The organism is Streptomyces sp. NBC_01707 (assembly GCF_041438805.1).
Taxonomy (GTDB): domain Bacteria; phylum Actinomycetota; class Actinomycetes; order Streptomycetales; family Streptomycetaceae; genus Streptomyces.
The window spans coordinates 3,245,127-3,269,273 of record NZ_CP109190.1 but is presented as its reverse complement, the minus strand read 5'-3'; the positions used below and the strand labels follow the sequence as shown (position 1 = coordinate 3,269,273).

30 protein-coding genes and 1 pseudogene are annotated in these 24,147 nt (G+C 68.3%); 22 read left to right on the top strand and 9 right to left on the bottom strand.

The window, feature by feature from the left end:
* Nucleotides 1–444: 444 nt before the first annotated feature.
* From OG963_RS14530 to OG963_RS14520, 3 genes are all read right to left on the bottom strand, one after another.
* Nucleotides 445–1,227, bottom strand: coding sequence for a uracil-DNA glycosylase (locus OG963_RS14530; protein ID WP_371799045.1), 783 nt, complete (start codon nucleotides 1,225–1,227; stop codon nucleotides 445–447).
* 946 nt (nucleotides 1,228–2,173) lie between these two features.
* On the bottom strand, nucleotides 2,174–2,944 hold the full coding sequence (locus tag OG963_RS14525; protein ID WP_371799044.1) for a transposase: 771 nt from the start codon (nucleotides 2,942–2,944) through the stop codon (nucleotides 2,174–2,176).
* On the bottom strand, nucleotides 2,944–3,429 hold the full coding sequence (locus OG963_RS14520; RefSeq protein ID WP_371799043.1) for a transposase domain-containing protein: 486 nt from the start codon (nucleotides 3,427–3,429) through the stop codon (nucleotides 2,944–2,946). The genes OG963_RS14525 and OG963_RS14520 overlap by 1 nt, the downstream gene beginning before the upstream one ends.
* Nucleotides 3,430–3,705: 276 nt before the next feature.
* Here OG963_RS14520 and ctaD point away from each other — a divergent pair, with 276 nt between their 5' ends.
* The 3 genes from ctaD (at nucleotide 3,706) to OG963_RS14505 (ending at nucleotide 5,939) form a co-directional block, all read left to right on the top strand.
* Entirely contained in the window at nucleotides 3,706–5,454 is a 1,749-nt protein-coding gene (ctaD, locus tag OG963_RS14515) for a cytochrome c oxidase subunit I (protein ID WP_371800294.1), read from the top strand.
* A gap of 34 nt (nucleotides 5,455–5,488) precedes the next feature.
* Nucleotides 5,489–5,629 carry a hypothetical protein gene (locus OG963_RS14510; RefSeq protein WP_371799042.1) on the top strand — a complete coding sequence of 47 codons (141 nt, stop codon included), beginning with the start codon at nucleotides 5,489–5,491 and terminating at the stop codon, nucleotides 5,627–5,629.
* A gap of 127 nt (nucleotides 5,630–5,756) precedes the next feature.
* Nucleotides 5,757–5,939: a hypothetical protein gene (locus OG963_RS14505; protein WP_371799041.1), complete on the top strand. Its 183-nt coding sequence runs from the start codon at nucleotides 5,757–5,759 to the stop codon at nucleotides 5,937–5,939.
* A gap of 220 nt (nucleotides 5,940–6,159) precedes the next feature.
* Here the strand turns inward: OG963_RS14505 and OG963_RS14500 are convergent, their stop codons facing one another.
* On the bottom strand, nucleotides 6,160–7,047 hold the full coding sequence (locus OG963_RS14500) for a universal stress protein (RefSeq protein ID WP_371799040.1): 888 nt from the start codon (nucleotides 7,045–7,047) through the stop codon (nucleotides 6,160–6,162).
* Between the two features lie 571 nt (nucleotides 7,048–7,618).
* Nucleotides 7,619–8,188 (bottom strand): hypothetical protein, encoded by a 570-nt coding sequence (locus tag OG963_RS14495; protein WP_371800368.1) that lies wholly within the window; start codon nucleotides 8,186–8,188, stop codon nucleotides 7,619–7,621.
* Between OG963_RS14495 and OG963_RS14490 the strand changes: the two genes are divergently transcribed.
* Entirely contained in the window at nucleotides 8,144–8,305 is a 162-nt protein-coding gene (locus OG963_RS14490) for a TraR/DksA family transcriptional regulator (protein ID WP_371800293.1), read from the top strand. The two genes, OG963_RS14495 and OG963_RS14490, sit on opposite strands and share 45 nt — an antisense overlap.
* A 352-nt stretch (nucleotides 8,306–8,657) precedes the next feature.
* Here OG963_RS14490 and OG963_RS14485 read toward each other — a convergent pair whose 3' ends face one another.
* Nucleotides 8,658–9,401 (bottom strand): helix-turn-helix transcriptional regulator, encoded by a 744-nt coding sequence (locus OG963_RS14485; protein WP_371799039.1) that lies wholly within the window; start codon nucleotides 9,399–9,401, stop codon nucleotides 8,658–8,660.
* 130 nt (nucleotides 9,402–9,531) lie between these two features.
* On the opposite strand from OG963_RS14485, the gene OG963_RS14480 reads away from it, so the two are divergent.
* The 4 genes and pseudogenes from OG963_RS14480 to OG963_RS14465 form a co-directional block, all read left to right on the top strand.
* The gene (locus OG963_RS14480; RefSeq protein ID WP_371799038.1) at nucleotides 9,532–10,074 is read left to right on the top strand and encodes a DUF2231 domain-containing protein; all 543 of its coding nucleotides are present in this window, start codon (nucleotides 9,532–9,534) and stop codon (nucleotides 10,072–10,074) included.
* 69 nt (nucleotides 10,075–10,143) lie between these two features.
* Nucleotides 10,144–10,572, top strand: coding sequence for a hypothetical protein (locus OG963_RS14475; RefSeq protein ID WP_371799037.1), 429 nt, complete (start codon nucleotides 10,144–10,146; stop codon nucleotides 10,570–10,572).
* A gap of 1 nt (nucleotide 10,573) precedes the next feature.
* Entirely contained in the window at nucleotides 10,574–11,227 is a 654-nt protein-coding gene (gene folE / locus OG963_RS14470; RefSeq protein ID WP_371799036.1) for a GTP cyclohydrolase I FolE, read from the top strand.
* Between the two features lie 61 nt (nucleotides 11,228–11,288).
* A pseudogene (locus tag OG963_RS14465) lies at nucleotides 11,289–11,354 on the top strand (arsenate reductase family protein); the annotation flags it as partial.
* Nucleotides 11,355–11,794: 440 nt separating this feature from the next.
* Here OG963_RS14465 and OG963_RS14460 read toward each other — a convergent pair.
* Nucleotides 11,795–12,004, bottom strand: coding sequence for a hypothetical protein (locus OG963_RS14460; protein WP_371799035.1), 210 nt, complete (start codon nucleotides 12,002–12,004; stop codon nucleotides 11,795–11,797).
* 163 nt (nucleotides 12,005–12,167) lie between these two features.
* Here OG963_RS14460 and OG963_RS14455 point away from each other — a divergent pair, with 163 nt between their 5' ends.
* The gene (locus tag OG963_RS14455) at nucleotides 12,168–13,100 is read left to right on the top strand and encodes a Ku protein (RefSeq protein WP_371799034.1); all 933 of its coding nucleotides are present in this window, start codon (nucleotides 12,168–12,170) and stop codon (nucleotides 13,098–13,100) included.
* On the opposite strand, the gene OG963_RS14450 is transcribed toward OG963_RS14455, so the two are convergent.
* A complete protein-coding gene (locus tag OG963_RS14450; protein ID WP_327123706.1) occupies nucleotides 13,101–13,436 on the bottom strand; it encodes a DUF6233 domain-containing protein in 336 nt (111 codons plus the stop codon).
* 74 nt (nucleotides 13,437–13,510) lie between these two features.
* Between OG963_RS14450 and OG963_RS14445 the strand changes: the two genes are divergently transcribed.
* The 3 genes from OG963_RS14445 to OG963_RS14435 all read left to right on the top strand — a co-directional run bounded on the left by OG963_RS14445 (nucleotide 13,511) and on the right by OG963_RS14435 (nucleotide 14,256).
* Entirely contained in the window at nucleotides 13,511–13,837 is a 327-nt protein-coding gene (locus tag OG963_RS14445) for a hypothetical protein (protein ID WP_327123705.1), read from the top strand.
* 9 nt (nucleotides 13,838–13,846) lie between these two features.
* The gene (locus OG963_RS14440; protein WP_327123704.1) at nucleotides 13,847–14,050 is read left to right on the top strand and encodes a hypothetical protein; all 204 of its coding nucleotides are present in this window, start codon (nucleotides 13,847–13,849) and stop codon (nucleotides 14,048–14,050) included.
* A gap of 65 nt (nucleotides 14,051–14,115) precedes the next feature.
* Nucleotides 14,116–14,256, top strand: a complete 141-nt coding sequence (locus OG963_RS14435; protein WP_371799033.1) for a hypothetical protein — start codon at nucleotides 14,116–14,118, stop codon at nucleotides 14,254–14,256.
* 6 nt (nucleotides 14,257–14,262) lie between these two features.
* Here the strand turns inward: OG963_RS14435 and OG963_RS14430 are convergent, their stop codons facing one another.
* Complete coding sequence (locus OG963_RS14430) at nucleotides 14,263–14,529, bottom strand: hypothetical protein (RefSeq protein ID WP_371799032.1); 267 nt, start codon at nucleotides 14,527–14,529, stop codon at nucleotides 14,263–14,265.
* Between the two features lie 317 nt (nucleotides 14,530–14,846).
* Between OG963_RS14430 and OG963_RS14425 the strand changes: the two genes are divergently transcribed.
* The 10 genes from OG963_RS14425 (at nucleotide 14,847) to OG963_RS14380 (ending at nucleotide 24,116) form a co-directional block, all read left to right on the top strand.
* Complete coding sequence (locus OG963_RS14425; RefSeq protein WP_327123701.1) at nucleotides 14,847–15,194, top strand: hypothetical protein; 348 nt, start codon at nucleotides 14,847–14,849, stop codon at nucleotides 15,192–15,194.
* A 22-nt stretch (nucleotides 15,195–15,216) separates the two neighbouring features.
* On the top strand, nucleotides 15,217–15,915 hold the full coding sequence (locus tag OG963_RS14420) for a hypothetical protein (protein ID WP_371799031.1): 699 nt from the start codon (nucleotides 15,217–15,219) through the stop codon (nucleotides 15,913–15,915).
* 112 nt (nucleotides 15,916–16,027) lie between these two features.
* Nucleotides 16,028–16,519 carry a hypothetical protein gene (locus tag OG963_RS14415; protein WP_371799030.1) on the top strand — a complete coding sequence of 164 codons (492 nt, stop codon included), beginning with the start codon at nucleotides 16,028–16,030 and terminating at the stop codon, nucleotides 16,517–16,519.
* Between the two features lie 197 nt (nucleotides 16,520–16,716).
* Nucleotides 16,717–18,111 carry a hypothetical protein gene (locus OG963_RS14410; RefSeq protein WP_371799029.1) on the top strand — a complete coding sequence of 465 codons (1,395 nt, stop codon included), beginning with the start codon at nucleotides 16,717–16,719 and terminating at the stop codon, nucleotides 18,109–18,111.
* 123 nt (nucleotides 18,112–18,234) lie between these two features.
* A complete protein-coding gene (locus OG963_RS14405; RefSeq protein WP_371799028.1) occupies nucleotides 18,235–18,879 on the top strand; it encodes a hypothetical protein in 645 nt (214 codons plus the stop codon).
* Nucleotides 18,880–19,061: 182 nt separating this feature from the next.
* Nucleotides 19,062–19,376, top strand: a complete 315-nt coding sequence (locus OG963_RS14400; RefSeq protein WP_371799027.1) for a hypothetical protein — start codon at nucleotides 19,062–19,064, stop codon at nucleotides 19,374–19,376.
* Between the two features lie 41 nt (nucleotides 19,377–19,417).
* A complete protein-coding gene (locus tag OG963_RS14395) occupies nucleotides 19,418–19,804 on the top strand; it encodes a hypothetical protein (protein ID WP_371799026.1) in 387 nt (128 codons plus the stop codon).
* Between the two features lie 23 nt (nucleotides 19,805–19,827).
* On the top strand, nucleotides 19,828–22,671 hold the full coding sequence (locus OG963_RS14390; RefSeq protein ID WP_371799025.1) for a ParB/RepB/Spo0J family partition protein: 2,844 nt from the start codon (nucleotides 19,828–19,830) through the stop codon (nucleotides 22,669–22,671).
* Nucleotides 22,672–22,761: 90 nt separating this feature from the next.
* Nucleotides 22,762–23,586 (top strand): rRNA adenine N-6-methyltransferase family protein, encoded by an 825-nt coding sequence (locus OG963_RS14385; protein ID WP_371799024.1) that lies wholly within the window; start codon nucleotides 22,762–22,764, stop codon nucleotides 23,584–23,586.
* Between the two features lie 155 nt (nucleotides 23,587–23,741).
* On the top strand, nucleotides 23,742–24,116 hold the full coding sequence (locus OG963_RS14380; protein ID WP_371799023.1) for a hypothetical protein: 375 nt from the start codon (nucleotides 23,742–23,744) through the stop codon (nucleotides 24,114–24,116).
* Nucleotides 24,117–24,147 lie beyond the last annotated feature (31 nt).

Here is a 24,147-nt window from a genome sequence, read left to right as displayed (position 1 = left end):
ATCAGGGCATCGAGATCGCAACGACGCGTCGCACCCGCAGCCCCACACAGACAGACGGCATGCCGTAGTCGTCTTGGATGCGTCAGGACGGGATGCCGCTTCGGCTGGCACGACGATGGGCAGCTGAGCCTGGTGCACGACTCGCTGCTGGTCGATCCGAGCGTGAGGCACCCGAACCGCGGGTGCCGACCACCAGCAGACATGAGTCCTTGCTCGCGTACAGCAGCACCTGTGCCGGTGTCCCGCTTCGGCGATGATCTTCACCTCGACATAGGGCCCGCCGACCTGCTGCCGTAGTTCGTGAGCCGTGTCGGTCACCGCCCGCTGGGCGACATTGTGGAGCTGTTCGTACAGGCCGCGGTCGCCCTCCAGCACGGCTATCCATCCATAGCCCGTGTAGGGATGTAGGCGTAGGCACAGAACGTCCGCAGAACGGAGGACGGTTCACCTCTGCCCGTGACCTGACGTTCGTCCGCCCGCGGGCAGACCTGCCGCACGCGCGGCCTCGACGAGCACCTCGCGCAGCATGGCCGGAGTGAGCCGACCGGTGAAGACGTTGTGCTGGCTGACGTGATAGCAGCCGAACACCGTCACCAGGGCGCCCGACTCGTCCACGGCTGGCAGAGTTGCCTGTACCCCGTGGCTGAACGCCGGGCGCGGCCGGGGCACACTCCATCCCGCTGCTTCCAGGGCCGGCATCGCGGCCTGCCAGCCGAAGGCGCCCAGGACGACGACGGAACGCACCGTCGGCCGCAACAGCCGCAGTTCCTGAACCAGCCACGGGCGGCAGGCGTCCCGCTCACCCGGCGTTGGCCGGTTGTCCGGCGGCGCGCAGCGCACGGGCGCGGTGACCCTGACCCCGTTCAGCTCCAGCCCGTCGTGCCGCCGCGTCGAAGCCGCCTGGGATGCGAGCCCGAGCCCGTGCAGCGTCGCGTACAGCAGGTCGCCGGCCCGGTCGCCGGTGAACATCCGGCCCGTCCGGTTGGCGCCGTGTGCCGCGGGTGCCAGCCCCGTGATCACCATGGCAGCGTCCGCGGGACCGAAGCCGGGCACCGGCCGCCCCCAGTACTCCCAGTCCCGAAATGCCGGACGCTTGACCCGGGCGGCCTCCTCCCGCCACGCAACCAACCGCGGGCACGCCCGACATCGCACCAGCTGCCCGTCCAGTCCCGCCAAAGTGCGCGCCCGGGCGGCTGCGCGGAGCGGGAAAGCCTCGGCATCAGGCATGATCCACCCGCTTTCACTCTCCAACGCTTGGTCCAGGCGGCGCACCACCTTGTCCGGCGGGCCAGGATGGTTGAGGACGAGGGCGGGGCGCACGTGTCGCAACTGGCTCGTCCGGACAGTGGCCCGCAGGACACCGGCCACGTCACCCAGGCTAAACCAAGGTCCCCTCCCGATGCGTATAGCGTCATACCAGTCGACACCCAGCTTCGCGTACGTGCGAGCCGGGGTACCGGGCGTCGAGATGAAACGGTGGGCATCAAGCAGAGTGTCCGGCAGCAGAGAGCGCTGAGATGTCGCGTCGCTGAGCGTACAGACGCGCGTTGTCCACCACGAGCCTGCCCTTATGCGCGAGGCTTTCGATCAACGGGACCTGAGCTTCGGTGAAGGGACGACATGCGCTTCGGCGCGGGGGGGGACGACGCTGATCCCCCGAAGACGCGCCCACCGACTTCCAGCGGGCGAGCGCGGTAGTCGCGCCCAACCCGCCAACAACTCCAGTTGTGGGCGTTCCCAAAGGACCGCTGTTTGTTTCAGGTGACGGCACGTCGGGTCAGCACCGCGGTGTGTTCGGCGCAGGGCCTGGGCCAGCGGTGCGGCAGAGTCCTGTGGCCCCGACGGAGCACCGATTGCCTGCCGCCACCGGCGGCCCAGATAGGTGCCAGGCCAGTCCTGCGGCGGGACGGTCCCAGCCGGGCTGAGCCCGGAACGTCCGGGGAAGGGCGTCCCCTGTTGGCGGGCCTGCCAGGCAGGAGAGGTGGTCCAGCAGGCGGCGGTCCGGCCTAGGCTGTGGCCCAGAGGTTGTGCCGCCCTAGTCTGCGGCTGGCGTAGCCATACGCGGCGGCGCCGATCAGGGGGACCGTCATAGCGGGACGGACGGTGCAGCCCATGGAGCGGTTGCGGACCTGCTCAGTGGTGAGAGGCGGCTCGATGATCTTTCCTGCCGCGCTTACCGAAATGCGGACGGTCCTGTCGGCGGGAGAGCTGCGGGTGCTGACGCGGGGCCGCCTCGGCGGAAGGAGCCCGGCCAGGATGCGCTGCACGATGACACCGGTCGTCCCGTACTCGGTGACGCCGACGGCCGGACGACCAGGTCACGCGCGGTGTGCAAGGCAGTGGTGAAGCCGCAGCGGTCCGGATCGGTGCCCGGCCGCGACTCGGCGGCCTCCACCATGACCGTTCGCAGGGCTTGGTAGAGCGCGAGTTGAGCCCACAGCTCCTGCTCGACACCGGCGGGGTCGGCCGAACGCAGCATCCGGCCCCGCAGGAGGGTGTGCCGCAGCGCGTAGTAGGTCGATTCATGCTCCCACCGCTGGTGATAGAGCGCGATCAGTGCCCCGGCCGGGTAGCGGCGAGCGTCGGTCAAGGTGGTGGCGAGGCGGTAGGAGCCGGTGAACGAGGTGCCGTCCTTGCAGGTCACGACGATCTGCGCCTCGACGATGCGGACCGGGACGGAGCCGAGGACGGACAGATGGGAGCCGTCCGCGAGACGGACAAGGACGGGGGTGCGGCGGTTGGCGCGGATCCGGCCCAGGAACTGGGCGCCGGTGCCGGCCACGGCGGCGAGGAAGGCGTTGGCGTCGAAGCCCTTGTCCCATAGGACCAGCATGTCCGGGCGCAGGTGGTGCAGCAGCCGGCGGGCATAGTTGGTCTCGCCCTCTCTGGTCGGGCCGAACACCGCGCCGATCAGGGCCCGGGTCCCGGTCTCCACCAGGGTCATTACTCCAGCATCGGGTAGCCGCCGCGGCTTTGCGGTCCGAAGCGGTCGGTGTTGCGGCTGCTGTCGGGGATCTTGATGGAGCTGCAGCCGTCGAAGGAAACCGTGCGGAGCGGCCCGAACCTCACCCCGCGTGTCGACGGCTGGGCCAGCGTCCCGGCGAACACCTCGAACAAGCGCTGCAGTGGCGTGGCGCCGACCCGGCGGCGCAGGTCTGGCAGGGCTTTCGTGCTGGGCCTTGCCACGTCGACGTCGATCAGGCCTGTGATCAGTTTCTGCCACACCAGCCGGTAACCGACCTCGGGGAACAGGCACATCGCGAGCATGAAGTACACCCCGACGCGGGAGGGCAGGTCCCGCAGCCTGCGCTGCACACTCCGGGTCTCTTCCAGAACCGCGTCGACCAGCTCGAACGGCAGAACCTGGGGCAACTCGCCCAGATGACCGGGAGCGAGGCGGCCCCCGGCCACCGTGAGGCTTCGGGCCACGGTCGCCAGACGGGGCGGCAGGACACAATGGCGTGCAGGCAACGGAGCTCCGTAACGGCAGAAGTCATGGCGGACTACCTGCTCCAACGGGACTCCGTTGCCCTTGTTCCCCGCTCCGTCACGGAACACCCGCCAACTCGCTTGCCACCCGCGTGAATCCGTTAACTACCCGGCCTTGGATCAAGCCCAGCCCGGGACAGCAAGCGCATGACACTCCCGAATGGAGGCATCCCTCAAGCCTCGTGGATGCCACGCTATAGAGGTTGTCAGACACACATGACCGCTATCCGGAGGAGTGTCACAGTGACAACATGGGGCAGTGCCGGAGCAACCGCACCCGAAGCCGAGCGCCGTCCCGACCGGAAACGGGGCGGCAAGGCCGTGGTTGCATGGCTCACCACCACCGATCATAAGACGATCGGCTCGCTGTACCTGATCACATCCTTCACGTTCTTCATCATCGGCGGAGCGCTGGCGCTGCTCATGCGTGCCGAATTGGCCCGCCCGGGCACGCAGATCCTGTCGAACGAGCAGTTCAATCAGGCGTTCACGATGCACGGCACGATCATGCTGCTGATGTTCGCGACGCCGCTGTTCGCGGGCTTCACGAACTGGATCATGCCGCTGCAGATCGGTGCGCCCGACGTGGCGTTCCCACGGCTGAACATGTTGGCCTACTGGCTGTACCTGTTCGGTTCGCTCATCGCGGTCGGAGGCTTCCTCACCCCGCAGGGCGCGGCCGACTTCGGTTGGTTCGCCTACGCGCCCCTGAACGATGCCATCCACTCACCGGGCATCGGCGGCGACATGTGGATCATGGGCCTGGCCTTCTCCGGCTTCGGTACCATCCTCGGTGCGGTCAATTTCATCACCACGATCATCTGCATGCGCGCGCCGGGCATGACGATGTTCCGCGTGCCGATCTTCACCTGGAACGTTCTGCTCACCGCGGTGTTGGTGCTCCTGGCGTTCCCTGTGCTGGCCGCCGCACTGCTGTGTCTGGAGGCAGACCGGAAATTCGGGGCGCACGTCTTCGACGCCGCCAACGGCGGACCGTTGTTGTGGCAACACCTGTTCTGGTTCTTCGGGCACCCGGAGGTGTACATCATTGCGCTGCCGTTCTTCGGCATCGTCACCGAGATCATCCCGGTCTTCAGCCGCAAGCCGATCTTCGGCTACGTTGGCCTGATCGGCGCCACCATCGCGATCGCTGGCCTCTCGGCGACGGTGTGGGCACACCACATGTTCGCCACCGGTGGCGTCCTGCTGCCGTTCTTCTCCTTCATGTCCTACCTCATCGCCGTCCCAACAGGCGTGAAGTTCTTCAACTGGATCGGCACCATGTGGAAGGGGTCCCTGAGCTTCGAGACTCCGATGCTGTGGGCGGTGGGCTTCCTAGTCACGTTTCTCTTCGGCGGCCTGACCGGTGTTCTGCTAGCCTCCCCACCACTGGATTTCCACGTCACGGACTCGTACTTCGTCGTTGCCCACTTCCACTACGTCGTCTTCGGTACAGTCGTCTTCGCCATGTTCTCCGGCTTCCACTTCTGGTGGCCGAAGATGACGGGCAAGATGCTCGACGAACGCCTAGGCAAGATCACCTTCTGGACGCTGTTCACCGGCTTCCACGGCACCTTCCTCGTCCAGCACTGGCTGGGCGCAGAAGGAATGCCGCGCCGGTACGCGGACTACCTGGCAACGGACGGCTTCACCGCGCTGAACACTATCTCCACGATCAGCTCCTTCCTCCTGGGCCTGTCGGTGCTGCCGTTCTTCTACAACGTGTGGAAGACGGCCAAATGCGGCAAGAAGGTCGAAGTCGACGATCCGTGGGGCTACGGCCGATCCCTCGAATGGGCGACGTCGTGCCCACCCCCGCGCCACAACTTCCTTACCCTGCCGCGGATCCGCAGTGAATCGCCGGCCTTCGACCTGCACCACCCGGACATCGCCGCGATCGATAAATCGCGGGACCGCTCTGCGGCGCAAGCACCCCTGGGACACGGCAGGGTCGCTGAACGGTGAGCGGCGCGGCCTGAACGAGCTGGAGGGCTCTCCAGTGGCTCAGGCCGAAGTGACCAACGCACTCAAAAGCGCCGAGGCCTTCGCCGCGCAGATGCACTGGCTGACGACCGCTCAACGCTACGAAAAGGTCGTCCGCCTCTACACCACCGACCGGCTCCAACATCGCAGTCGATGAGCAGGGTGCCGTAGTGCTGTCCGCGGCGGGTGGCGAAATCATCGACGCACAGAACTTTCGGAACGGTGCAGGCGGGATCGGGCAGGGCCATAACCACCCGCAATAGTGGCGTCCGGCTCACCCGCGTGTGCAGGACGGCGACAAGGCGGCCTCCTGCCCTGCCGACGAGCGTGACGGCGACAGCCTCCAGAACCCGCCGGGACATAATGAACCCGACCAGCGCGTCGACCAGCACACCGCGAAGATCAGCGAGGAGTCCATGGGCTCACCCGACGCCGCAGTGATCGCGCCGGTTGTGAGGAAGACGTAGATCAGCGGATGGGGGAAATGGCGCAGGATCCGCCACCACAGCCCCGCCTGCTGTGGTGGGCAGCACGTTGGCACCGAAGCGCTCCAGACCCCGCGCCACCTCGTCGCCGCTCAGCCCACGCCTGTCGGTCGCCACGAGCAGCAGGACCTCATGAGCGGACGATCCATGGTGCGCACTGACCGCGAGGGCCGCCCTGGGTGCCCCGGCACGCGGGGCGGCCTCACGGCCGGGAATCAGAGCCCCGTACAACAGCGACAGGACAGTGCGCATGGTGCAGCAGGGCCTGGCTGACCGATCCGAGCAGCAAGCCGGCAAATCCACCGCGGCCCCGGGCGCCGAGAACGAGCAGCCCGGCCTCCCTGCTCGCGTCGATGAGCACTTCACGGGTTGCGCCCCGCACCACTTTGTGCTCGACGGCGACGCTTGGATACCTCTCGCTGTGACCTGCAAGTGCCTCTGTCACCAGTCGCTCCTCACCGTCTGCGAGCATGCCCGGTTCATATGAGTACGGCATCGCCGGATCCTGCGGAGGAGGTGCTGTTGTATTCCAGGGGGTCCATGCGCGCAAGGCGACAATGCCGACACCGTGCAGGGCGGCTTCCGCGAAAGCGAACTGGACCGCCCCATCGCCGGCCGGCGAGCCGTCGACACCCAGGAGGAATTGACGGGCGGGACGTACCTGCTTCCGCACCACAAGGACCGGGCACTGGCCGTGCGCGGCCAGATGCACTGCCGTCGACCCCAGCAGCAACCCTACGAAGCCTCCCATGCCCCGGCTACCGACCACGACCAGCTCGGCCTTTCGCGACTGGGCCTCCAGCACCGTCAGCGGCTCACCTGTGACCACAGCATTGGTGATCTCCAACTCCGGCTCGGCGGAACGCGCACGCTCCACCGCCTCGGCCACCATCCGGTTGGCTATGTTGCGCAGCCCACCCTCTGGCGGGCCCAGCGACGACGGGCCGAGCGGCACGTGCATCATCGGCCAGATGAATGCGTGCACCACCTTCAACCCACACCCGCGCAAACGCGCCTCACGGGCCGCAAGATCCACCGCGTCCAGACTCGACGCCGAACCATCCACACCCACCACCACAGGCACACTCATGGCGAACCTCCGATCCCCGCCGTCGCGCCCGACAAGCAGAAGTCGCAGCTGGCAACCTTCCGCTCTCACGCCGTCGCGAAGGGGAACGCTGCGGCGCCACAGTCAGGGTTCTGGCGGTCAGCACCTATCCAGCTTCCTTCCACCACAGTTGCCCAGACTCGCTCGTCACACCAACGGGCAGTCACCCCCCGAGGTTGCTATATCGTGTCAAGCTGCTTGAGCAAATTCCTTGATGCTCCCGATCTTGGTTTGGTCGGTCCGTTCGAGGATCTTGAAGATCTGGCGACAGATCGCGCGCTCGAGTCATCGCTGCGCGTCGCGGGAGGTCTTCCCTTCGGTGATTCTGCGGGCGACGTACGCCTTCGTGGTGGGGTCAAAGCGGCATAGGCCAATGAATCACACATCCAGCGTCCGCAGGCCACGGGCAAATTCCGGGCACACGCGGCTTGTAAGCACCACCTCCATTCGTCCGGCCCACATCGGCTACCTCGCCGGACAGTGCCTTCTGGGCCTGTCGAAACTCGCCCGCGTCCCACGCCGGGGGGTCGAATAGCCTCTTCTTCTCTGGCGTCTACGTCTTCGGGCCTGCCGTAAATGGGTGCTGCCGCCGATGGTGTTCCGTGACCGGGCCGAGCAGTGTGGGAGCCATGGACCACACGGCTGCTCCGACGCCCCGGCCGCGGGCAGCCGTGGCCCGCAGCCCGCCGCCACGACAGACATCGCCCGGCCGCTCCCGAACACCGACCTCTGAAAGGACTGCATCCCCATGTCGCCCGATGCCGCCCGACCCGAATCCCGCCCCAACCGTGTCATGGGGCATGAGGCCCGCCAGCGTCGTGCGCATGACTCGCGGCTTCTCCAGCTCGCTCGCGCGAGGCATGAAGAAGTGGACAGGTAGGCCATCGGCGTCGACAACGCGGGTCTGAGCCCTGGGAACGTTGCCGCGTTGCGCGAGAGCCTGCAGGAGCAGCGCCTCTTCCGTCAGGGGCAGCTGCAGCAGATCGGAGAGGTCTCGCAGGCGCGGGCAGACAAGGTGCGCGGGCAGCAGTGCGCTTCGCAGATTGAGGTCCACATCAAGCTCGCCGCGTCCGCGCGCATGGTCCTCGCCGATGTGGAGGCGGCATTGCAGCGCATCGATCAAGGCCGGTACGGCAGGTGCCAACTGTGTACACGGCCCATCGTTCTGGACCGGCTTCGCATCGTGCCGCAAGCCCGCCACTGCACCCGCTGTCAGCAGGTCAGAGAAGTAGGACGGTGACCAGCATGGATACGAGGACCCGCCTCCGTGCGCCGCTCCAAGGTATAGACGGCAGGCGGGCTGCGCGCGGGAAGTGGGCAGCTCTAGCCGGCCCTGGACCGGCCCGCGAATCATCCTCGACGTTCCCACCGCGATTTTTTCGGGTACCGGAGCCGCCTACCCGGCAGTGAAGACCCGCCCGGGCCCGCCAGGACTGGCTCGCTTTTGACGCGTGGTTACGCAGGCAGTTTCGCGGTACCGACTGACCCACCGGGACACGCCAGGCACGGAGTACCGCGCTGCCGGGAGGTGGCGATCGCGTCGGCCTCGGGCGCTTCAGCGGGGCTTCGTTCACCCCCTATGGGGCGGGGGATCACATCTCAGTCGCGGGTACATCACCCATGGTGGGACCGAGTTGGACGCAGCATTCCCCCGGGCGGGGTGCCAGGACGGCCTCCATACCGCTGACCTCCAGGCCCTGCAGGTAGCCGGCGATGAAGGCGTGGTTCATGCCGCACACCAGATCGGGGGCCTTGGCTGCCAGGGGGTGGAAGGGGCAGTTGTGCAGCCGTAGCTGGGTGGGGGTTTCACGGAAGGGCTCGAAGCCGTGCTGGTCGAGCATCCGCTCGCAGACGCTCAGTCCGCGTTCTGCGCCGAGCCGGCCGGGGCGTGTCTGCTCCCGTTCACTCTCGCCCAGTTCCCGGCCGCGCTGGCCGGCCGTTCGCACGGCGGCGTGAGTCGCGGATTCCCCCTCATTCTCGGTCAGCACGGCCTCCAGTAGGAGGTCGGCCAGTAGCTCGTGGCGGCGGTCGGGGATGCTGACGCGGATCTCGCTGTCAGTGGGCTCGTAGACCTTGGGCTGGCGGCCGACCTTTCGGATCCCGCCGGGTGAGCCGTACCGGGCACGCAGAAGACCGGCATCCACAAGCTTGTCGAGGTGGAAGGCGGCGAGCTTGCGCGAGATGCCAACGCTGGCCGCCGCCTCGTCCCGGGTCACGGGACGACGCTGACTTCGGATGAACGCGAACATCTGCCGTCGGGAGTCCTCGCTGAGGACGCTGACGGACTCGATCGCGGCGTCACCTGCGGGAGTCTGCGGCGTTGCATCGGAGGTCACCTTTCCACAGTAACGCGCACGCCAATAGGTGCAACCAGCGAATCCTCGTTCAGATCGGCGTGTGGCCAGGTCTCTTGACGCCCCAGCTGAATAAGACCAAGATTCGTTAGTGAAACTGGAGGTGGTCGGCATGATGGATCCATCGCACGAGCGGGCCAAGCAGCCGGTGAGTGCTGCGCTGGCCGGACCGTACGGGCACCCCTTCCATCCGATCCTGGTCACTGTCCCGATCGGGGCATGGGCGGGCAGCTTGGTCTTCGATATCGCCTCGCACCTCGTACATGACCCGGCGTTCCTGGCCCAGGGAGCGATGTGGCTGATCGCCCTCGGGGTGCTCGGCGCTCTGGCCGCAGGGGTGGTCGGCTTCCTGGACCTGTTCGCGATTCCGCCGGGCACCCGGGCGTTCCGCGTCGGCCTCGTCCACATGACGCTGAACCTGCTGGTGACGGTCGCCTACGCCGCCAACTTCCTGTGGCGGCACGCCGGCCACGCACCTGGTGCCGGCGTGGGAGGCGGGATGCTGACGCTGAACGCCGTGAGCTTCGTGGTCCTGGGCGTCTCGGGATACCTGGGCGGGAAGCTCGCCTACCGCTACGGCGTACGGGTCGCCGATGAGGCCACCCAGGCCGAGGGCTTTGTCTCCACCCACCGCCCCCCTGGCCCCACCGACTGATCACATCCAACAGCGTGGTCGCGCACAGTTGTGGCCGCGGTGGTACGCATTTCACTTCGAGGAGTTCTCATGGACATCGCCGCACTGATCACTTGGGTGATCACCGCTCTCGGCGGCTTCTACATGCTCGGAATCTGGCTCTCACGCGGTGGCGCACGAGGCGGCGGCGGCCGGCTGCCCGTCCCCGTCGTCTTCGGGCACTTCGCCCTCGCAGCGATCGGCCTGGTCGTCTGGATCATCTACGTGATCGCCGACAAGGATGCACTGGCCTGGACCGCCTTCGGCCTGCTCGTGCCCGTCGCCCTGCTCGGCTTTACGATGCTGGCCCGCTGGCTCCCTGTGTACCGAGCTGGTCAGGCCACCCCGGCCGCCGCAGGAGAGCAGTCCGAGCCTGCCGAGCGGTACTTCCCCGTGCCAGTGGTCGCCGGACACGGGCTCTTCGCCGTCGTCACCGTCGTCCTGGTGCTACTCACCGCCCTCGGTATCGGTGGCAGCTGACATGACTCAGCATCCCCACACCGCCTTGCATCTGACACCGGGCGAGCCGGAGATACGCACACCTGCCCCGGTGGCACTGCGCGTCGTCCATGAAACCGACAGCATCGACCTGGTCGCCGCCAAACGCGCTGCCGAACAGTTCCTGCAGGCTCTCGGCATCAGCACCGACACCGAGAGCCTGCGCGGCACCCCCTGGCGCATGGCACGCGCCTACGCCGAACTGTTCAGCCCCCGCCCATTCGACCTGACCACGTTCCCGAACGACGAAGGCTACGACGAACTCGTACTGGCCCGCGGCATTCCTGTGCGTTCGGTGTGCGAGCACCATCTACTGCCCTTCGTCGGCATTGCCCACGTCGGCTACCTGCCCGGTCACCGGATCCTCGGCCTCTCGAAACTGGCCCGGGTCGTCGAGCACTTCGCCTGTCGGCCTCAACTCCAGGAGCGTCTCACCAAGCAGGTCGCCGACTGGCTGCAGACCCAATTGGAGCCCAAGGGGGTCGGCGTCGTCATCGAGGCCGAGCACACCTGCATGACGCTGCGCGGCGTCCAGGCCACCGGGGCGAGCACGTTGACCTCCACGCTCCTCGGCACGCTGCGCAGCGACGCCCGCTCGCGCAGCGAATTCCTCGCCCTCGCCGGCCTGACTACCTGACGCGTCCGGGCGGGGCGCTCCGACCCCACGGAACCGAACGATCGAAAGTCCGAGAGAGATCATGGAAATCTGGATCAACCCTGCCTGCTCCAAGTGCCGGTCCGCGCTGTCGCTGCTGGACGCGGAGGATCAAGAACGCGGGGAGCAGACGGGCAACCCTCATGGCGGTGGGGTCCATGTTGGCGGCGATGGTGGGCAGCATGAGGCGTCACTTCCTCCGGTGGGCGGACAACGATGAGGCAATCGGCCTGCGTCCTGGGATGCGCAGCCTCCGGTGGGAGGAGGTGTGCTAGGCACCGCTGCGTGGACTTTGCCCAAGTTGCTGAGTGACGTGACGCGGGGAGTGCTCGGCTGGGAGTGAACGAATAGGTCGCTGAGCTTGTCCTATTGCTGCGTTACCAATCGAATTATGTATGAATTTTCAGGTTTGTCTTGGCTTTCCCTCAGGAGGGCTGGGTAAACACCCAGCTCGCTTATCGGTCCGTCCCGAAGGGGGAAGTCAGTGGATCGTCGGCGGCATCATGATGCGCGTCATCGTCTTCGGCCTGCTCTACCGCTTCGGGTAGATCACGCCGCTTCGTACCGGTGGGCCCGCCCACCGCGCCATTCGATCCAGTGCGCGTCGTCGAGGAGATCCCAGGCGTCGTCGAGACCGGCCCGCCTCAGGAATTCGACGAGGTCGTTGTCCGTGTGGGCGAGCCCGACGATCTGCCCGTTGATGGTGACCCTCCGCCCGCCGGTGGGGGAGAGGCCTTGGACGACTATCGGCGTGCTCATCCCTCAAGCGTGGCCCGGGGTGATGGCGGGCGCATCCGGCTGGCCGGGGTGCGCAGGGCCCGGTCCGGCGTAAGGATCGCTGTACGGGCGGTGGCCCAGATCTCTCTCTGCCGCGGCCTGGACTGCTGCCCGACCGGTTCGCAGGGGGGTCCTGGAGGTATGCATGCCGTCGACGATTTGGAGCGGGGCCATCAGCTTTGGCCTGGTCACGATCCCTATCAAGGTGGTCGGTGCCACCGAGGATCACTCGATCCGCTTCCACCAGGTCCACCTGGAAGACATGGGCAGAGTCCGTACCCGGAAGGTGTGCGAGATCGACGGCGAGGTCGTACCGCAGGAGGAGATCGGCAAGGGCTACGAGCTCACCAAGGACGAAACGATCCCGATCACGGACGCAGAGCTCGACCAGATGCCCCTGCCCACAGCCAAGGCGATCGAGATCGTGGCGTTCGTGGATGCCGACACGATCGACCCAGTGCGAATCGGTGACAGCTACTACCTGGCAGCCGACGGGCAGGTAGCCGCGAAGCCGTACATCCTGCTTCGCAAGGCGCTGGAGCGCTCCGACAAAGTCGCCATCGCGAAGTTCGCCTGGCACAACCGCGAACGGCTCGGCCTGCTGCGGGTCCGCGACAACGCCATCGTGCTCCACGCGATGCGATGGCCGGACGAGATCCGCGACCCGGCGGAGCTGGCCCCGAAGAAGACCGAGTTGGACGAGGGTGAGATCGAGCAAGCCGTGCAGCTCGCCGAGAGCATGACCGTCGACGACATCTCGGGTTTCCGCGACGCGTACCGGGACGCCCTGGAAGAGCTGATCGAGGCGAAGAGCGAAGGCAAGGAACCAGCCCAGCCGGCCGAGGGCGAAGCGCAGCAGCCCGGGCAGATCGTCGACCTGATGGCAGCCCTGAACGCCAGCGTGCAAAGGGCGAAGGAGTCCCGCGGCGAGACGGACGAGCACGCCACGGTCCACGAGATGAAGCCCCGCAAGAAGACGGCCGCAAAGAAGACAGCGAAGAAGGCACCTGCCAAGAAGGCCGCAGCGAAGAAGACCACGGCAAAGAAGACTTCCAGCCGGAAGCCACGCAGCGCCTGACTACCCGAGGACCCCGAGCTCGGTATCGGGCCGGCAGTGGATGCAGGCCCGGATCCCATCGGCGAGTGCGGCGAGCGCCTGCTCGCGAGTGATGGCGCGGCGCCGCTTCCCGGCGGCGTGGCACCCGCCGACGTGGACCTCGATGGGCCGGGAGCCGACACCGATGCCGAGCTCCATGATCCAGTCCGGAGTGGGCGGCCGGGCCCGCTCGCCCTGCTCGCGCTCGGCCTCGCGGCGCTCCTCGTCGGCGATCCAGCGGTCGATCTGCTCGACCTGCTGCACGGCGATGCGGCGAGCGAAGCGCAACATGGCCAGGCGCGACGGACTATCGGACATGTGTTCGGGTCTACGCCGGGTGCTGAGTACCATCGGGCGGCGTAGGTTCCCGGAAGCCGAGGAGGAGGAGCTGCATGAACGACGCTGACCTGCTGCGATCCCTCGGCATCGACCCGGCGGATCTGGACCCCGCCCCGCCGTGGGCGCCACGCCAGAGCGCAGGCGTCGAGCGGCTCGACGGCAGTCATCCGTGCGTGCGCTGCGGCGATCCCGCGAGGGTGACCGGGGTCGTCGACGTGCCCGGGCATGGCCGCCGCTGGCTGGACCGCTGCATGCCCTGCCTCCTCGCCACCACTCCCCGCGGCGGGCCTCGTGCACCACTGGCGGACACGCTGGCCGTGCTGCGCGAAGCGGCCCGCGAGGCGGGGGTTGCCCTGACGATCGTGGCCGACGGGTCGTAGCCTGCCGTCGTGGGCACCCTGCGATTTCACCTGACCCTGTTGACCGGCGACAGGCCCGTCATGCACGGCTGGTGGTCCGACCTGCCGACGGCCGAGAAGAAGTACACGCGGTGGATCGGCGAGCGCGGAAGCCGCGCCGGTGCCCGCATCACGCTCACCGACGAGGCGGACGGCGGCCGACTGCTGAAGTCATGGCCGGACGGGGGTGCCTGATACCGCCCGCGCCGTCGGTTCCGTGAGGGTATGCTCCCCGGCCGGTGAATTCGGAAGGTGGCGGCATGGCGGGTACGACAGCGTTCGTGTGGGTGCTCCTCGGTGGCTGCGGTGTCGCAGTCGTCACGGTCGTCGCCCGGGCCAAGGTGGACATCGCCCGCATTCAGGCAAAGGTCGGCGGCCGCGAATCGGCCCGGCGGAGCTGACCGGCGTCAGTCCTTGATGGAGCGCACGGTCGGCTTCCGCTTCGGGGCGACGCCGTGCTCGCGGGCGATGCCGCGCACGGTCTCCTCGGTCCACGGCGTCAGCGCGGCGATCTTGGCGTGAGACAGGCCAGAGGCTCGCAGTTCGTCGGCGACGGCCTTGCGTGCGGCCTGCCTCTTCTCCTCCAGTAGCGCCTCGGCCTTGGCCAGCTCATCGAGGGCGTCGGTGAGGTTCTGGCTGGGCTCGTGAGGCTCGGCGTTCTTTCGCGTGGTCATGGGGCCGAGTCTTCCACAAGGAGGGTTGGGCAAACCCGTTAGCCGTGTCCGGTTGGTGTTTTCCGCACTCGCCCCTCCCCGCGTGCTCGCCAGGTCGGCCGTCGGGCCCGTCCGCACGTGGTCCGGACGTCGCTGGAAGCCCCGCTCTCCGCTGGTGGAGGGCGGGGCTTCTTGCTGTCCGGACGCGCCCCGATCACGTCTCTGACCTGCACACTTTGCCAATACTTTGCGAACCCTCTTTACCCAAACTCGGTTACCCAAGTCGATTTGGGAAAGAATGGTGGATGTAACCACAAACCACCAAGAAAGAGGCGGACATGAGCACACCGGCCAGCGCGACCCACCCCGTCCGGTGCCTCAAATGCCGCAGGATCCTCCGCCGACCCAGCCCGGACGGCTACGGCCCCAAATGTCGACTGGCGATCCGCCGCGAAGCGCCCGCCCGACTCCCGGACTTCAAGCCGTACCAGGTCGCCAAGGCCGTCGAACTCCTGGAGCTCGGCGGCCTGGTGCCCCTCCGTCAGAACCGCATCTTCCTCGCCGTCTCCGACGACGGCAGCGAGGTCTACCGGACGGCCGCGACCGGACAGTGCAACTGCCCGGCCGGCCTGCGCTCCTCGGCCTGTTACCACGCGGCTGCCGCCCGCCTCGTCTGCGCCGCCTGACCGCCCCGAAGGGATCCCCGACATGAACACGCACGCGAACGCCGCCACCCGCGCCCAGCTCCTCGCCGAGATCGTCCGAGGCCGCGCCCAGGACCACCCCGAGGCCAACGCGCTCCGCACCATCGCCCGGAACCTGAAGCGCGCAGCCACAGAGCTCCGCAAGGCGACCGGCACCGACCGCCTCCCCGACGAGGCCGACCAAGCCCTGTGGCGCGCCCGCATGGCCGCCGCCCGAGCGGAGACGGGCATCCCGGCCGCGGTCATCGACCACGTCTCGGCGCTCGCCACCGGATACGCGCCCGACCTGCCCGACCTGCTCCCCGCCGACCCCGAGCACGTCCGCCAGGAGAACGAGCTGCGCGCCCGCTTCCTCGACCTCTCCCGGCACCTCGACGCCCGCGACGAAGACGTAGCCAACGCCGTGCTCGTCGCCCTCATCCGCCTGCACAGCGACTACGACCGCCTGGCCGCCGAGGTCGCCGTCCACGGCCGCGCCGACCAGGCCCCGACGACCTACCGGCCGCACGAGGGCTCGCGCACGGCCGCCCACCTGCCGGGCCACCTGACCGTGTTCGACGGCGGCCTGATCCTCACCGAGCTTGCCGTCCCCTTCGACATCACCCCCGGCGAGATCTGGCAGCTCATCAAGACCGCCCAGCCCGCCCGCGGCACGGCCGCCGCGTTCATCGCCGACCTCGGCGCCGAGCTCGCAGCCGCCTGACCCACAGCCCGTCCGGACACGTCCGGACGTGCGCCGACCTGCATGAGCGCCAGCAATCGGACACCGGCCGGACAGCCATCCGGACAGTGTCCGGACAGAGAGGACCGAGACGATGAGCGCCACTGCAACCCCCCAGCCCGTCGAGGCCAAGTTCACCGGAGCGCCGCTGTACGACCTGCCCTACGACTACCGGCAGACCGTGCGCGCCTTCACCGTGGCCGTCGCCGGACCCGGCAGGCACATTGGAGAGCTGCCCCACCTGTTCGTGGTCGAGAGCTACAGCACCGAGAGCGCGTGGGCCAAGGTGCTGTCCTGGTACATGGTCGAGCACGAGACGGTCGACGCGCTCGTGGTCGCGGGGGAGTCCTTCGAAGGCACCCCGCCCAAGGTGGGCCCCTACTGGCACGACCTGCGCCCGGAGTACGCACGACAGGAAACGCTCGACGACCTCGCCGACCAGGCGGCGGAGATGGTCGCCGGGTTCAACGAGGGGACCCGGGACCTGGCCGACCAGCCCGCAGAGCACGAGAGGGCGATCGGCGACGCGGCGTTCTCGGCCTGGCCGCTCGTGCTCCAGCTCGCCGAGAACGACGGCCGGGACTGACCCCCGGACAGGCGGCCGGACACTGTCCGGCCGCCCCCCGGACACTGTCCGGACGGGCCTCTGACCTGCACTTTTCTTGTCCGGACCCCGGAACCTCAGCGTGTCCTCAGCGTTAGTCATAGTGAGTACCCACTACGAACCTCCCTCGACCACCGAGAGGCAGCCATGAGTCCCACCGCGCCCCCAAGACCCCGACCGTGACCATCGCGCGCATCCTGCGCGGCCTCGGCCTCGCCCAAGGCGATGACTTCCGCGTGACTGGCGACTACCGCAACGGTGAGCGGATCGGCACGTTCGTCCTGCCCCTCACCCGGCACGCGGACGAGACGATCGCCGCCAACGCCGACGAGATCGAGCGCCTCGCCGATGAGGGCCCGTACGCGTTCCGCGTCTCGGTCCGCTACCCGAGCGGTGACCGCCCGATGACCGGCGTCGCGAACTACGGCTCGCGAGTCCGCGAAGACCCGCCCACGCCCGAGCCCGTCGAGCCCCCGGCGGCCGAGCCCCAGCCGGAGCCCGCGCCCGAGCTGCCCCCGGCCGGCTCCGTCGCGAGCAGGTTCCTCGAGGGAGCCCGCGAGCGGGCGTGGCAGTCACAGCAGGTGCGAGCGCTCGGCTGGTCGACCGGACAGGCTGAGCTGATGGCCGCCGCGGCTGCCGTGCAACTCCTCTTCGACCGGGACGGCGTCCTACGCCACTACCCGCGGCCGGGATGGGCCGGGCAAGCAGTCGCGGACGGCCGCCTCGCCCCGCTGGTGAACGCCGGGTTCCTCGTCATCACCGAGCCGCACGGCCCCGGCAGCAAGCGCGTCAGCGTCACCACCGACGGCCGGGACGCACTCCTCCTCTGGCGACGCTTGCAGCCCGCACCAGTCGTGAAGAACCGTCAGGAGGACCGCGAACCGCTCCGGCCGCTCCTCGGCGGAGCGCAACGGGAGGTGCTCTACGCGGCCATCGATGAGCTGCACGCCTGGGAGGACCGGGACGACCGGCTGTGGGCCGCGTGGGCGAAGGTGCAGGACATCACGCACCGCCTCGGCCGTCAGCGCCCCATCGGGTGGGTGCCCACCGAGGAGGAGATCGAGGCGCACCGCCTGGACCCGGAGGTCGTCGCCGAGCTCCGCGCGGAAGCCGGATGCCCCCAGCTCCGGCCGGTACTGCCCAAGGGGTCTCAGCTCCGACTGATGGAGCTGCCACCGCTCGCGGCCGCGCCGGACACGGTGGTCCAGCTCGGCCTGTTCGACGAAGCGGACGGGTCAGGCGGCCGGCTTGGTGCGCTTGGCCTTGGAACGGCCGTGGCCGCTGGCAATGTCGGCGACCCGCTGCGGGCTGATCTCCAGGCGCGGGGCCAGGTCTTCCTTGGTGAGCGGGCCGTCAAGGAGGGCGCGGAGGGTGAGCTGCCTCTGCTCACGGAGCCAGGCTTGGAGGTCGGGCACGGCCTTGAGCGCGCGACCGAGGGCCTGCGCCCGCTCGATGGTGGGCTCGCCCGCCAGGTCGGCGAGGTCGGCGAAGGGCGCGGGGAGTTCGAGGCGATCCATGCACGCAGTGTAGGGGGTACCCACTACGAGGCGCGTGTCACCTCGTACGCCTGTTGACCCCGCAGGGCTCTGACCTGCAATCTTTCTCGATTTCTTCCCGATACCCCGGTACCCCAAGGAGTGTCCGGCGTTAGTCATAGTGTCTACCCACTAAACACATCACCCCACAAGGAGCCAGCCATGGACGCCAGCACCGCCCTCAAGCACCTCATCACCCGCGCGGACCGCGTCTTCGAGGAAGCCGCCGCGACCCGCGCGAGCCTGACCGACGCGCTCGCGATCCAGGGCGCCCAGTTCGATCACCTCATGGACGCCGTCCTGGTCGCCGAGGGCAAGGCCAAGCCCTGGATGCACCTCATGAAGCGCATCGACCGCCACGGCGTCCGCGCGGGCCTGGCCAAGCAGCGCGAAGAGTGCATGGAGGCCCTGCTCATGTACGGGTTCTCGATGAGCACGAGCCTGGTCACCAATGCGGCCCGGTTCGCCGAGCAGGACGGCCTGCGCCGCTTCCTGGACGCCACGGACACCCTGGAGATCGAAGAGGAGTCGGCCGAGCCCGCGCCCACCGTGGTGGCCATCCCGGAGACGACGCAGGAGCAGAGGAACGCACTGCGGACCATCCGGGACACCTTCGTGAAGCGCCAGGGCTTCAAGGCCCGTGAGGGCTGGAAGTACGTCACCAGCGTGGATGGCGCCCGACTGGACACGGAGCTGGGTGACTTCCTGATCGGCCACGGATGGGCGCAGGTCGACACCGAGGCCACGCTCACCGAGGGCCAGCCGGTGTCCCTGACCGCGACTGGCCGCCACATCCTGGCCGCCTGACAGCCAACCGGGCGGGGCCAGCCGGCCCCGCCCTCCGGTCGACCGCGCGAGTGGCGAAGGCCGGACGGCAGGGCCCTGACCTGCAAACTTTCCCGATCTCTCCCCGTCACCCCGGTACCCCCAGGAGAGATCAGCGTTAGTCATAGTGTCGACCCACTAAACCACCCCCATGGGAGAGCGACATGCGCATCGAGACCCTGATCGAGGACATCACCCTGGTCGCCGAAGCCGGAGACGCCGAGGACGCCCTCGACCTCTCCCGGCAGCTCATCCGCGAGGGCAACACCAAGCGCGCGATCGACGTCCGGCGCACGGTCGTGCGAGGCGTGCTCGACAGGGACGCCCTCCGCAAGCTCGCCGTGACCGTCGCCGAGGACGCCGCGAAGCACCAGCGGTGGGTGCAGGCCGAGTGGAGCTCGCTCGCTCGCGAGGCCCGCTCCCTCAACCTGCCCGCCCAGCTGACGGCCGCAATCGGCCAGATCGCGCGCACCGCCTGACCGCCCACCCGAGCCACGCACCCCAGAAGGAGGTTCGCCAGATGGCGGACGTCACGATCACCGAAGGCGACCTGCTGCGCGCCGCACTCGCGAAGGCCGGACGGCAAGCCTTCCTCGCCGGAGAGGGCGGCATGAGCTACCTGATCCTGGCCGTCGCCCCGACCGGCCAGGACAGCGAGCAGCGTGCCTACGGCGGCCCGCACCTCCTCATGTACGCCGGTGAGCAGGCCGACCGACCGGCGGCCGAGCACCGCGAGCCCTGGTCGGCCCACCTGCACGGCGCCTACGGCGACTACGTCGCCACCGTCTTCGACGGCTCACCCGTCCCGCTCGACGCGGCGGCCGACGCCGAGCTGTGCGCCACCAAGGTGCTCGCCTGGCTCGGCAAGCACCTGGGCGACGTCACTTCCCGCCCCGAGCACGCCTGACCACCCGACGAAGGAGTCAACAGATGGCAGACATCACGATCACCCACACGCGGGCGGAAGGCACGCTCCTCGAAGGCTCCCAGAAGGGAGACGGTGCTTTCGAGCTGGTGCGTTCTTTCGGCTTTTGGTTCTCGCGGTCGCTGGACGGCTTGTACATCCGGCACTCGCGCGACAAGGAAGCGCAGCACTGGCGGATCAACGGTGCGGCGACCGCGCTGCGCGAGGCCGGTCACGACGTCACGATCGGGATCGACGAGGACACGCGGCGCACCTTCGCGGAGGCAGAGGCCGACCGCGAGGAGCGGGCCGACGACCGGGCCGAGCGGTTCAGCGACCGCGCGGACCGGGCCGTCGCCTCGGCTGACGTCCGGCGGGCGACCGCAGACCAGATCTCGAAGCGGTTCGAGTTCGGGCAGCCGATCTTGGTCGGCCACCACAGCGAGGGCCGCGCCCGCCGCGACGCCGCGCGGATCGACTCGAACATGCGGAAGTCGTTCGAGGACCGCGACAGGGCCGGGTACTGGGCAGACCGGACCCGGGCGTCCGAGAACTACACGGCGCACCGGAACAACCCGCAGCGCACCCTGCGGCGACTGGAGCGGCTGCGCGCCGACCTGCGCCAGCAGGAAAGGGCCCACGCCAACGCGGTCGAGAAGGGCTGGGTCTCGGTCGGCAGGCACGCCCGGCTCATCCAGGACCTGACGGAGGAGATCGCCCACTGGGAGCAGATCGTCGAGAAGGCCAAGGCCGACGGCGTCAAGCTGTGGGGCCCGGACGACTTCGCGCCCGGCGACTACGCGCTGTACGCCGGCTCCTGGTACGGAGTGGCCCGGGTCAACCCCAAGACGCTGTCCATCGCCTGGAACCTGCGGCTGGCCCCCAAGCAGGTCATGAGCCTGGAAGACGCCACGCTCAACGGGCGGGTCTCGACGCACCCGGCCGACTACACCCAGGTACAGGGCCGATGCCCCGGAGAGGCGATGAACGCCTTCCTCGCCGACGGGAAGGTCCCCGGCAAGAAGTCGGCCCGCGAGGCCTCGGAGGCGGCACCGGCCGACGCCATCCGCGAGGCACAAGCCAAGGCCAAGGCGAAGGCGCCGAAGAAGCGCACCGACCCGAAGATCCCGAAGCGCGTCAAGGTCGAATGCCGGTGGGACGCCACCGAGGCGACGCTCACGTGGCTCAACGGCAACAACCAGCCGCACAAGGGCCACCCGCCCGTGACGATCACCGCGCCGGACGGGGTGAAGTTCACCGAGTCCGTGTGGTCGGAGTCGCTCCTGTCTCAGGTGACCGCCCTCCTGACCGGGGCCGGGCTGACCTACGGGGCAGGGGCCTGGACTGGCGGCCCTGGGCGCGGCATCGTCCGCGTCATCGAGCCGGTCCCGGAGGCAGAGCCGGAGGCCCTGGCGGTCGACGAGCAGCCGACCCCGGAGCCCCCGACCGAGGCGACCCCGGCGGCCGACGTCCCCTCCGAGGTGCCCGTCGAGGACGCGGCCGGAGGTGAACAAACCGCCTCTGACCTGCGATTTCTTTCGAATCACCCGGTACCTCACGGAGAGTCACGCGTTAGTCATAGTGTCGACCCACTAAACACCACACCGCACAGTGAGAGGCCGGACGCCATGAGCGACACCACCGCCACCGCCCAGATCGACGAGGTCACCGAGACGGCCCCCGCGAAGAAGGCCCCGGCCGCCAAGAAGGCCTCCGCGAAGAAGGCCCCCGCCAAGGCGGTCGCGAAGAAGACCCCGGTCCAGAAGACGGCCATCGAGCCCACCCGGGTCAGCAAGCGCCGCGAGATCGTCGCCGAGAAGGCCGCGCCAACCGCGGCCGAGGTGAAGTCGGTCCAGAAGACGATCCCGATCGACCGGATCGACCGCGACCCGAACCAGCCCCGCGAGATCTTCGACCAGGCCAAGCTGGAGGAACTGGCCGGCTCCATGCGGGAACTCGGGCAGCTCCAGCCGATCACCGTCCGGTACATCCCTGGTACGCGCAGGTACGTGGTCATCATGGGCGAGCGCAGGTGGCGCGCGGCGGGCATGGCCGGTCTCACAGAGATGACCGCCCTCGTCATGCACGGCATCGAAGCCGACTCCCGCGAGATCCTGGCCATGGCCGTGGCTGAGAACGTCGGCCGCGCGGACATGACGCCCATGGAAGAGGCCAAGGCGTTCAAGCGGCTGGAAAAGGGTGGCTACACGATCGACGAGATCGGCGGGGTCTGCGGCAAGTCCCCGGCCTATGTGGGGTGGCGGATGGACCTGCTCAGGCTGTGCGAGCCCGCGCAGGAAGCGGTCGCCAAGGGTCACCTGTCGCTGAACCTGGCCTGGTACGCCTCCCAGTTGAGCTGTGACAACCAGCTGCGGTTCCTGGCCAAGTACGCGCGCGGCGCCTTCAACAGCGACCGCGACGCCGAGGCGTTCGTGAAGGCAGCCCGCATCGAGGAGGAGCGCCGAGAGTCTCAGGGGTCGTTCTTCGTCCTGGCCGACGAGACCCCGGCCAAGCCGGGCGACGTTCAGGAATCGCTCCCCGGCGCGCACGACGTCCCCGAGGAGGAGCGCGAGCGGATCATCGCCGACCGCTCGAAGCTCACGAAGAAGATCGACAAGCTCTCGACCGCCGGAGAGATCCTGTCCGAACTGGCCACCGCGGACCCCGAGGAGCTGGCCCTGCTCCTCGCCGGAGTCGCCGGGGGAGTCGGCGCACACCAGCACCGCATCGAGCACCTGCGGAACCTGACGACCAAGGTCATCAAGAACCTGCGCGACGCCCAGGCCATCGCGGCGGTGCGGGCCGGTGCGATCGAGATCAACCCGGACGCGGTCGCCCCGGCGGCCCCGGCCGAGGCCGACGCGGCCTGACCTGCCTGCTTCCAGGCCCGGACTTTAGTGAGGACCCACTACGGCCAATGGGTGCCCACCCCGAACCCGACAGCGAACCGAAGGAGCCTCATGCGATTCCCGACCGACGTCCTCCGCGTCCTGACCGACCCACGCACCGTCATCAGCGGCGACCTGGTGCGGATCCCGTTCGAGATCGACCGCGTCGTCTACGAGCAAGTGAACTCGGTGCTCAAGGCGATGAGCGGGAAGTGGGACGGCCGCAAAGCAGTCCGGGGCCACGTCTTCCCGTACCGGATCGAGGAGTTCATGCGGCACTGCCTCGCGGCCGGTGAGTACCCGTCGAAGAACGAGCAGGGCTGGTTCCCGACCCCGCCCAGCCTGGTCACGCAAATCGTGGACCTCGCAGGCGTCCACGCCGGGATGACCGTGCTGGAACCCTCGGCCGGCTCAGGAGCCATGACAGCCGAGATCGCCAAGCGCGGCGGAGTCGTCGACGCCGTCGAGATCGACTCCCGCCGGGCCGACCTGCTGCGCGAACAGGGCGACAGCCGCCGGGTCATGCAGGGTGACTTCCTCGACCTCGACCCGCTCGACTACGCGGAAGGATTCGACCGCGTGGTGATGAACCCGCCGTTCTCGAACGGACTCGACCACATCAAGCACGCGATCGGGTTCATGAAAGACGACGGGATCCTCGTCTCGATCATGTCCCAGGGCCTCATGTGGTGGTCGGACAAGGCCAGCACCGAGTTCCGCGAAGTGGTCGAAGAGGTAGGCGGAGAGATCGAGGTCCTGCCCGACGACTCGTTCGCCGCGTGCGGGACGTCGATCCGAACGTGCCTGGTGTTCCTCCCCGGCTACGCCGGTGGCCCGCTGCGGACCCACGACTGGCTGAGCCGCCAGCCGTGCCAGCTCGACCTGTTCGCCGCGTAGACCTCCCGCAACACACCCTGGATCTAGGGTTGTTCAACTGGCCGCCATAGTGGGTAGCCACTAAAGTTGATCTTGTACCCACCAACCCACACGAAAGGCAAGTGATGGAGCCCATCCGCCTCGCGACCTGCTCCTACTCGGAGTTCAGGCCTGACATGGGAACCGCAATCCGCACCACTGCGGGCGGCGCCCGCTGGTTCAGCCACCAGCTCGGCGGTCACGCGAAGCTCGTGACCCCCACACGGGAGCTGCTCGCCGCGAACCTGCCCAAGGACGCGTACGAGTTCAGCTACCGACGGATGCTGAACGACACCGGGATCGAAGCCATCCGCGCCGAACTCGCCAGGCTGGCCGCCGCGAACGGTGACAGCCGACTCGTCCTCCTCTGCTTCGACCGCATGAACAAGCCCGAAAACTGGTGCCACCGCAGGATGCTCGCCGCCTACTACCTGGAGCAGACCGGCGAAGCGATCCCCGAGCTCGGCGACAACGTCTTCGAGCAGCCGTGGGACCAGGGCGGTCTGTTTTGAAGACCTGCGCGAAGTGCCGGGAGCTGAAGCA

Excerpts from the sequence above, each read along its gene's own strand:
- OG963_RS14530 (WP_371799045.1), bottom strand. The coding sequence starts at position 1,227 with ATGCCTGATGCCGAGGCTTTCCCGCTCCGCGCAGCCGCCCGGGCGCGC.
- OG963_RS14525 (WP_371799044.1), bottom strand. The coding sequence starts at position 2,944 with ATGACCCTGGTGGAGACCGGGACCCGGGCCCTGATCGGCGCGGTGTTC.
- ctaD (WP_371800294.1), top strand. The coding sequence starts at position 3,706 with ATGACCGCTATCCGGAGGAGTGTCACAGTGACAACATGGGGCAGTGCC.
- OG963_RS14500 (WP_371799040.1), bottom strand. The coding sequence starts at position 7,047 with ATGAGTGTGCCTGTGGTGGTGGGTGTGGATGGTTCGGCGTCGAGTCTG.
- OG963_RS14490 (WP_371800293.1), top strand. The coding sequence starts at position 8,144 with ATGGTCCTCGCCGATGTGGAGGCGGCATTGCAGCGCATCGATCAAGGC.
- OG963_RS14480 (WP_371799038.1), top strand. The coding sequence starts at position 9,532 with ATGATGGATCCATCGCACGAGCGGGCCAAGCAGCCGGTGAGTGCTGCG.
- OG963_RS14475 (WP_371799037.1), top strand. The coding sequence starts at position 10,144 with ATGGACATCGCCGCACTGATCACTTGGGTGATCACCGCTCTCGGCGGC.
- folE (WP_371799036.1), top strand. The coding sequence starts at position 10,574 with ATGACTCAGCATCCCCACACCGCCTTGCATCTGACACCGGGCGAGCCG.
- OG963_RS14460 (WP_371799035.1), bottom strand. The coding sequence starts at position 12,004 with ATGAGCACGCCGATAGTCGTCCAAGGCCTCTCCCCCACCGGCGGGCGG.
- OG963_RS14455 (WP_371799034.1), top strand. The coding sequence starts at position 12,168 with ATGCCGTCGACGATTTGGAGCGGGGCCATCAGCTTTGGCCTGGTCACG.
- OG963_RS14450 (WP_327123706.1), bottom strand. The coding sequence starts at position 13,436 with ATGTCCGATAGTCCGTCGCGCCTGGCCATGTTGCGCTTCGCTCGCCGC.
- OG963_RS14445 (WP_327123705.1), top strand. The coding sequence starts at position 13,511 with ATGAACGACGCTGACCTGCTGCGATCCCTCGGCATCGACCCGGCGGAT.
- OG963_RS14435 (WP_371799033.1), top strand. The coding sequence starts at position 14,116 with ATGGCGGGTACGACAGCGTTCGTGTGGGTGCTCCTCGGTGGCTGCGGT.
- OG963_RS14430 (WP_371799032.1), bottom strand. The coding sequence starts at position 14,529 with ATGACCACGCGAAAGAACGCCGAGCCTCACGAGCCCAGCCAGAACCTC.
- OG963_RS14425 (WP_327123701.1), top strand. The coding sequence starts at position 14,847 with ATGAGCACACCGGCCAGCGCGACCCACCCCGTCCGGTGCCTCAAATGC.
- OG963_RS14420 (WP_371799031.1), top strand. The coding sequence starts at position 15,217 with ATGAACACGCACGCGAACGCCGCCACCCGCGCCCAGCTCCTCGCCGAG.
- OG963_RS14415 (WP_371799030.1), top strand. The coding sequence starts at position 16,028 with ATGAGCGCCACTGCAACCCCCCAGCCCGTCGAGGCCAAGTTCACCGGA.
- OG963_RS14405 (WP_371799028.1), top strand. The coding sequence starts at position 18,235 with ATGGACGCCAGCACCGCCCTCAAGCACCTCATCACCCGCGCGGACCGC.
- OG963_RS14400 (WP_371799027.1), top strand. The coding sequence starts at position 19,062 with ATGCGCATCGAGACCCTGATCGAGGACATCACCCTGGTCGCCGAAGCC.
- OG963_RS14395 (WP_371799026.1), top strand. The coding sequence starts at position 19,418 with ATGGCGGACGTCACGATCACCGAAGGCGACCTGCTGCGCGCCGCACTC.
- OG963_RS14390 (WP_371799025.1), top strand. The coding sequence starts at position 19,828 with ATGGCAGACATCACGATCACCCACACGCGGGCGGAAGGCACGCTCCTC.
- OG963_RS14385 (WP_371799024.1), top strand. The coding sequence starts at position 22,762 with ATGCGATTCCCGACCGACGTCCTCCGCGTCCTGACCGACCCACGCACC.
- OG963_RS14380 (WP_371799023.1), top strand. The coding sequence starts at position 23,742 with ATGGGAACCGCAATCCGCACCACTGCGGGCGGCGCCCGCTGGTTCAGC.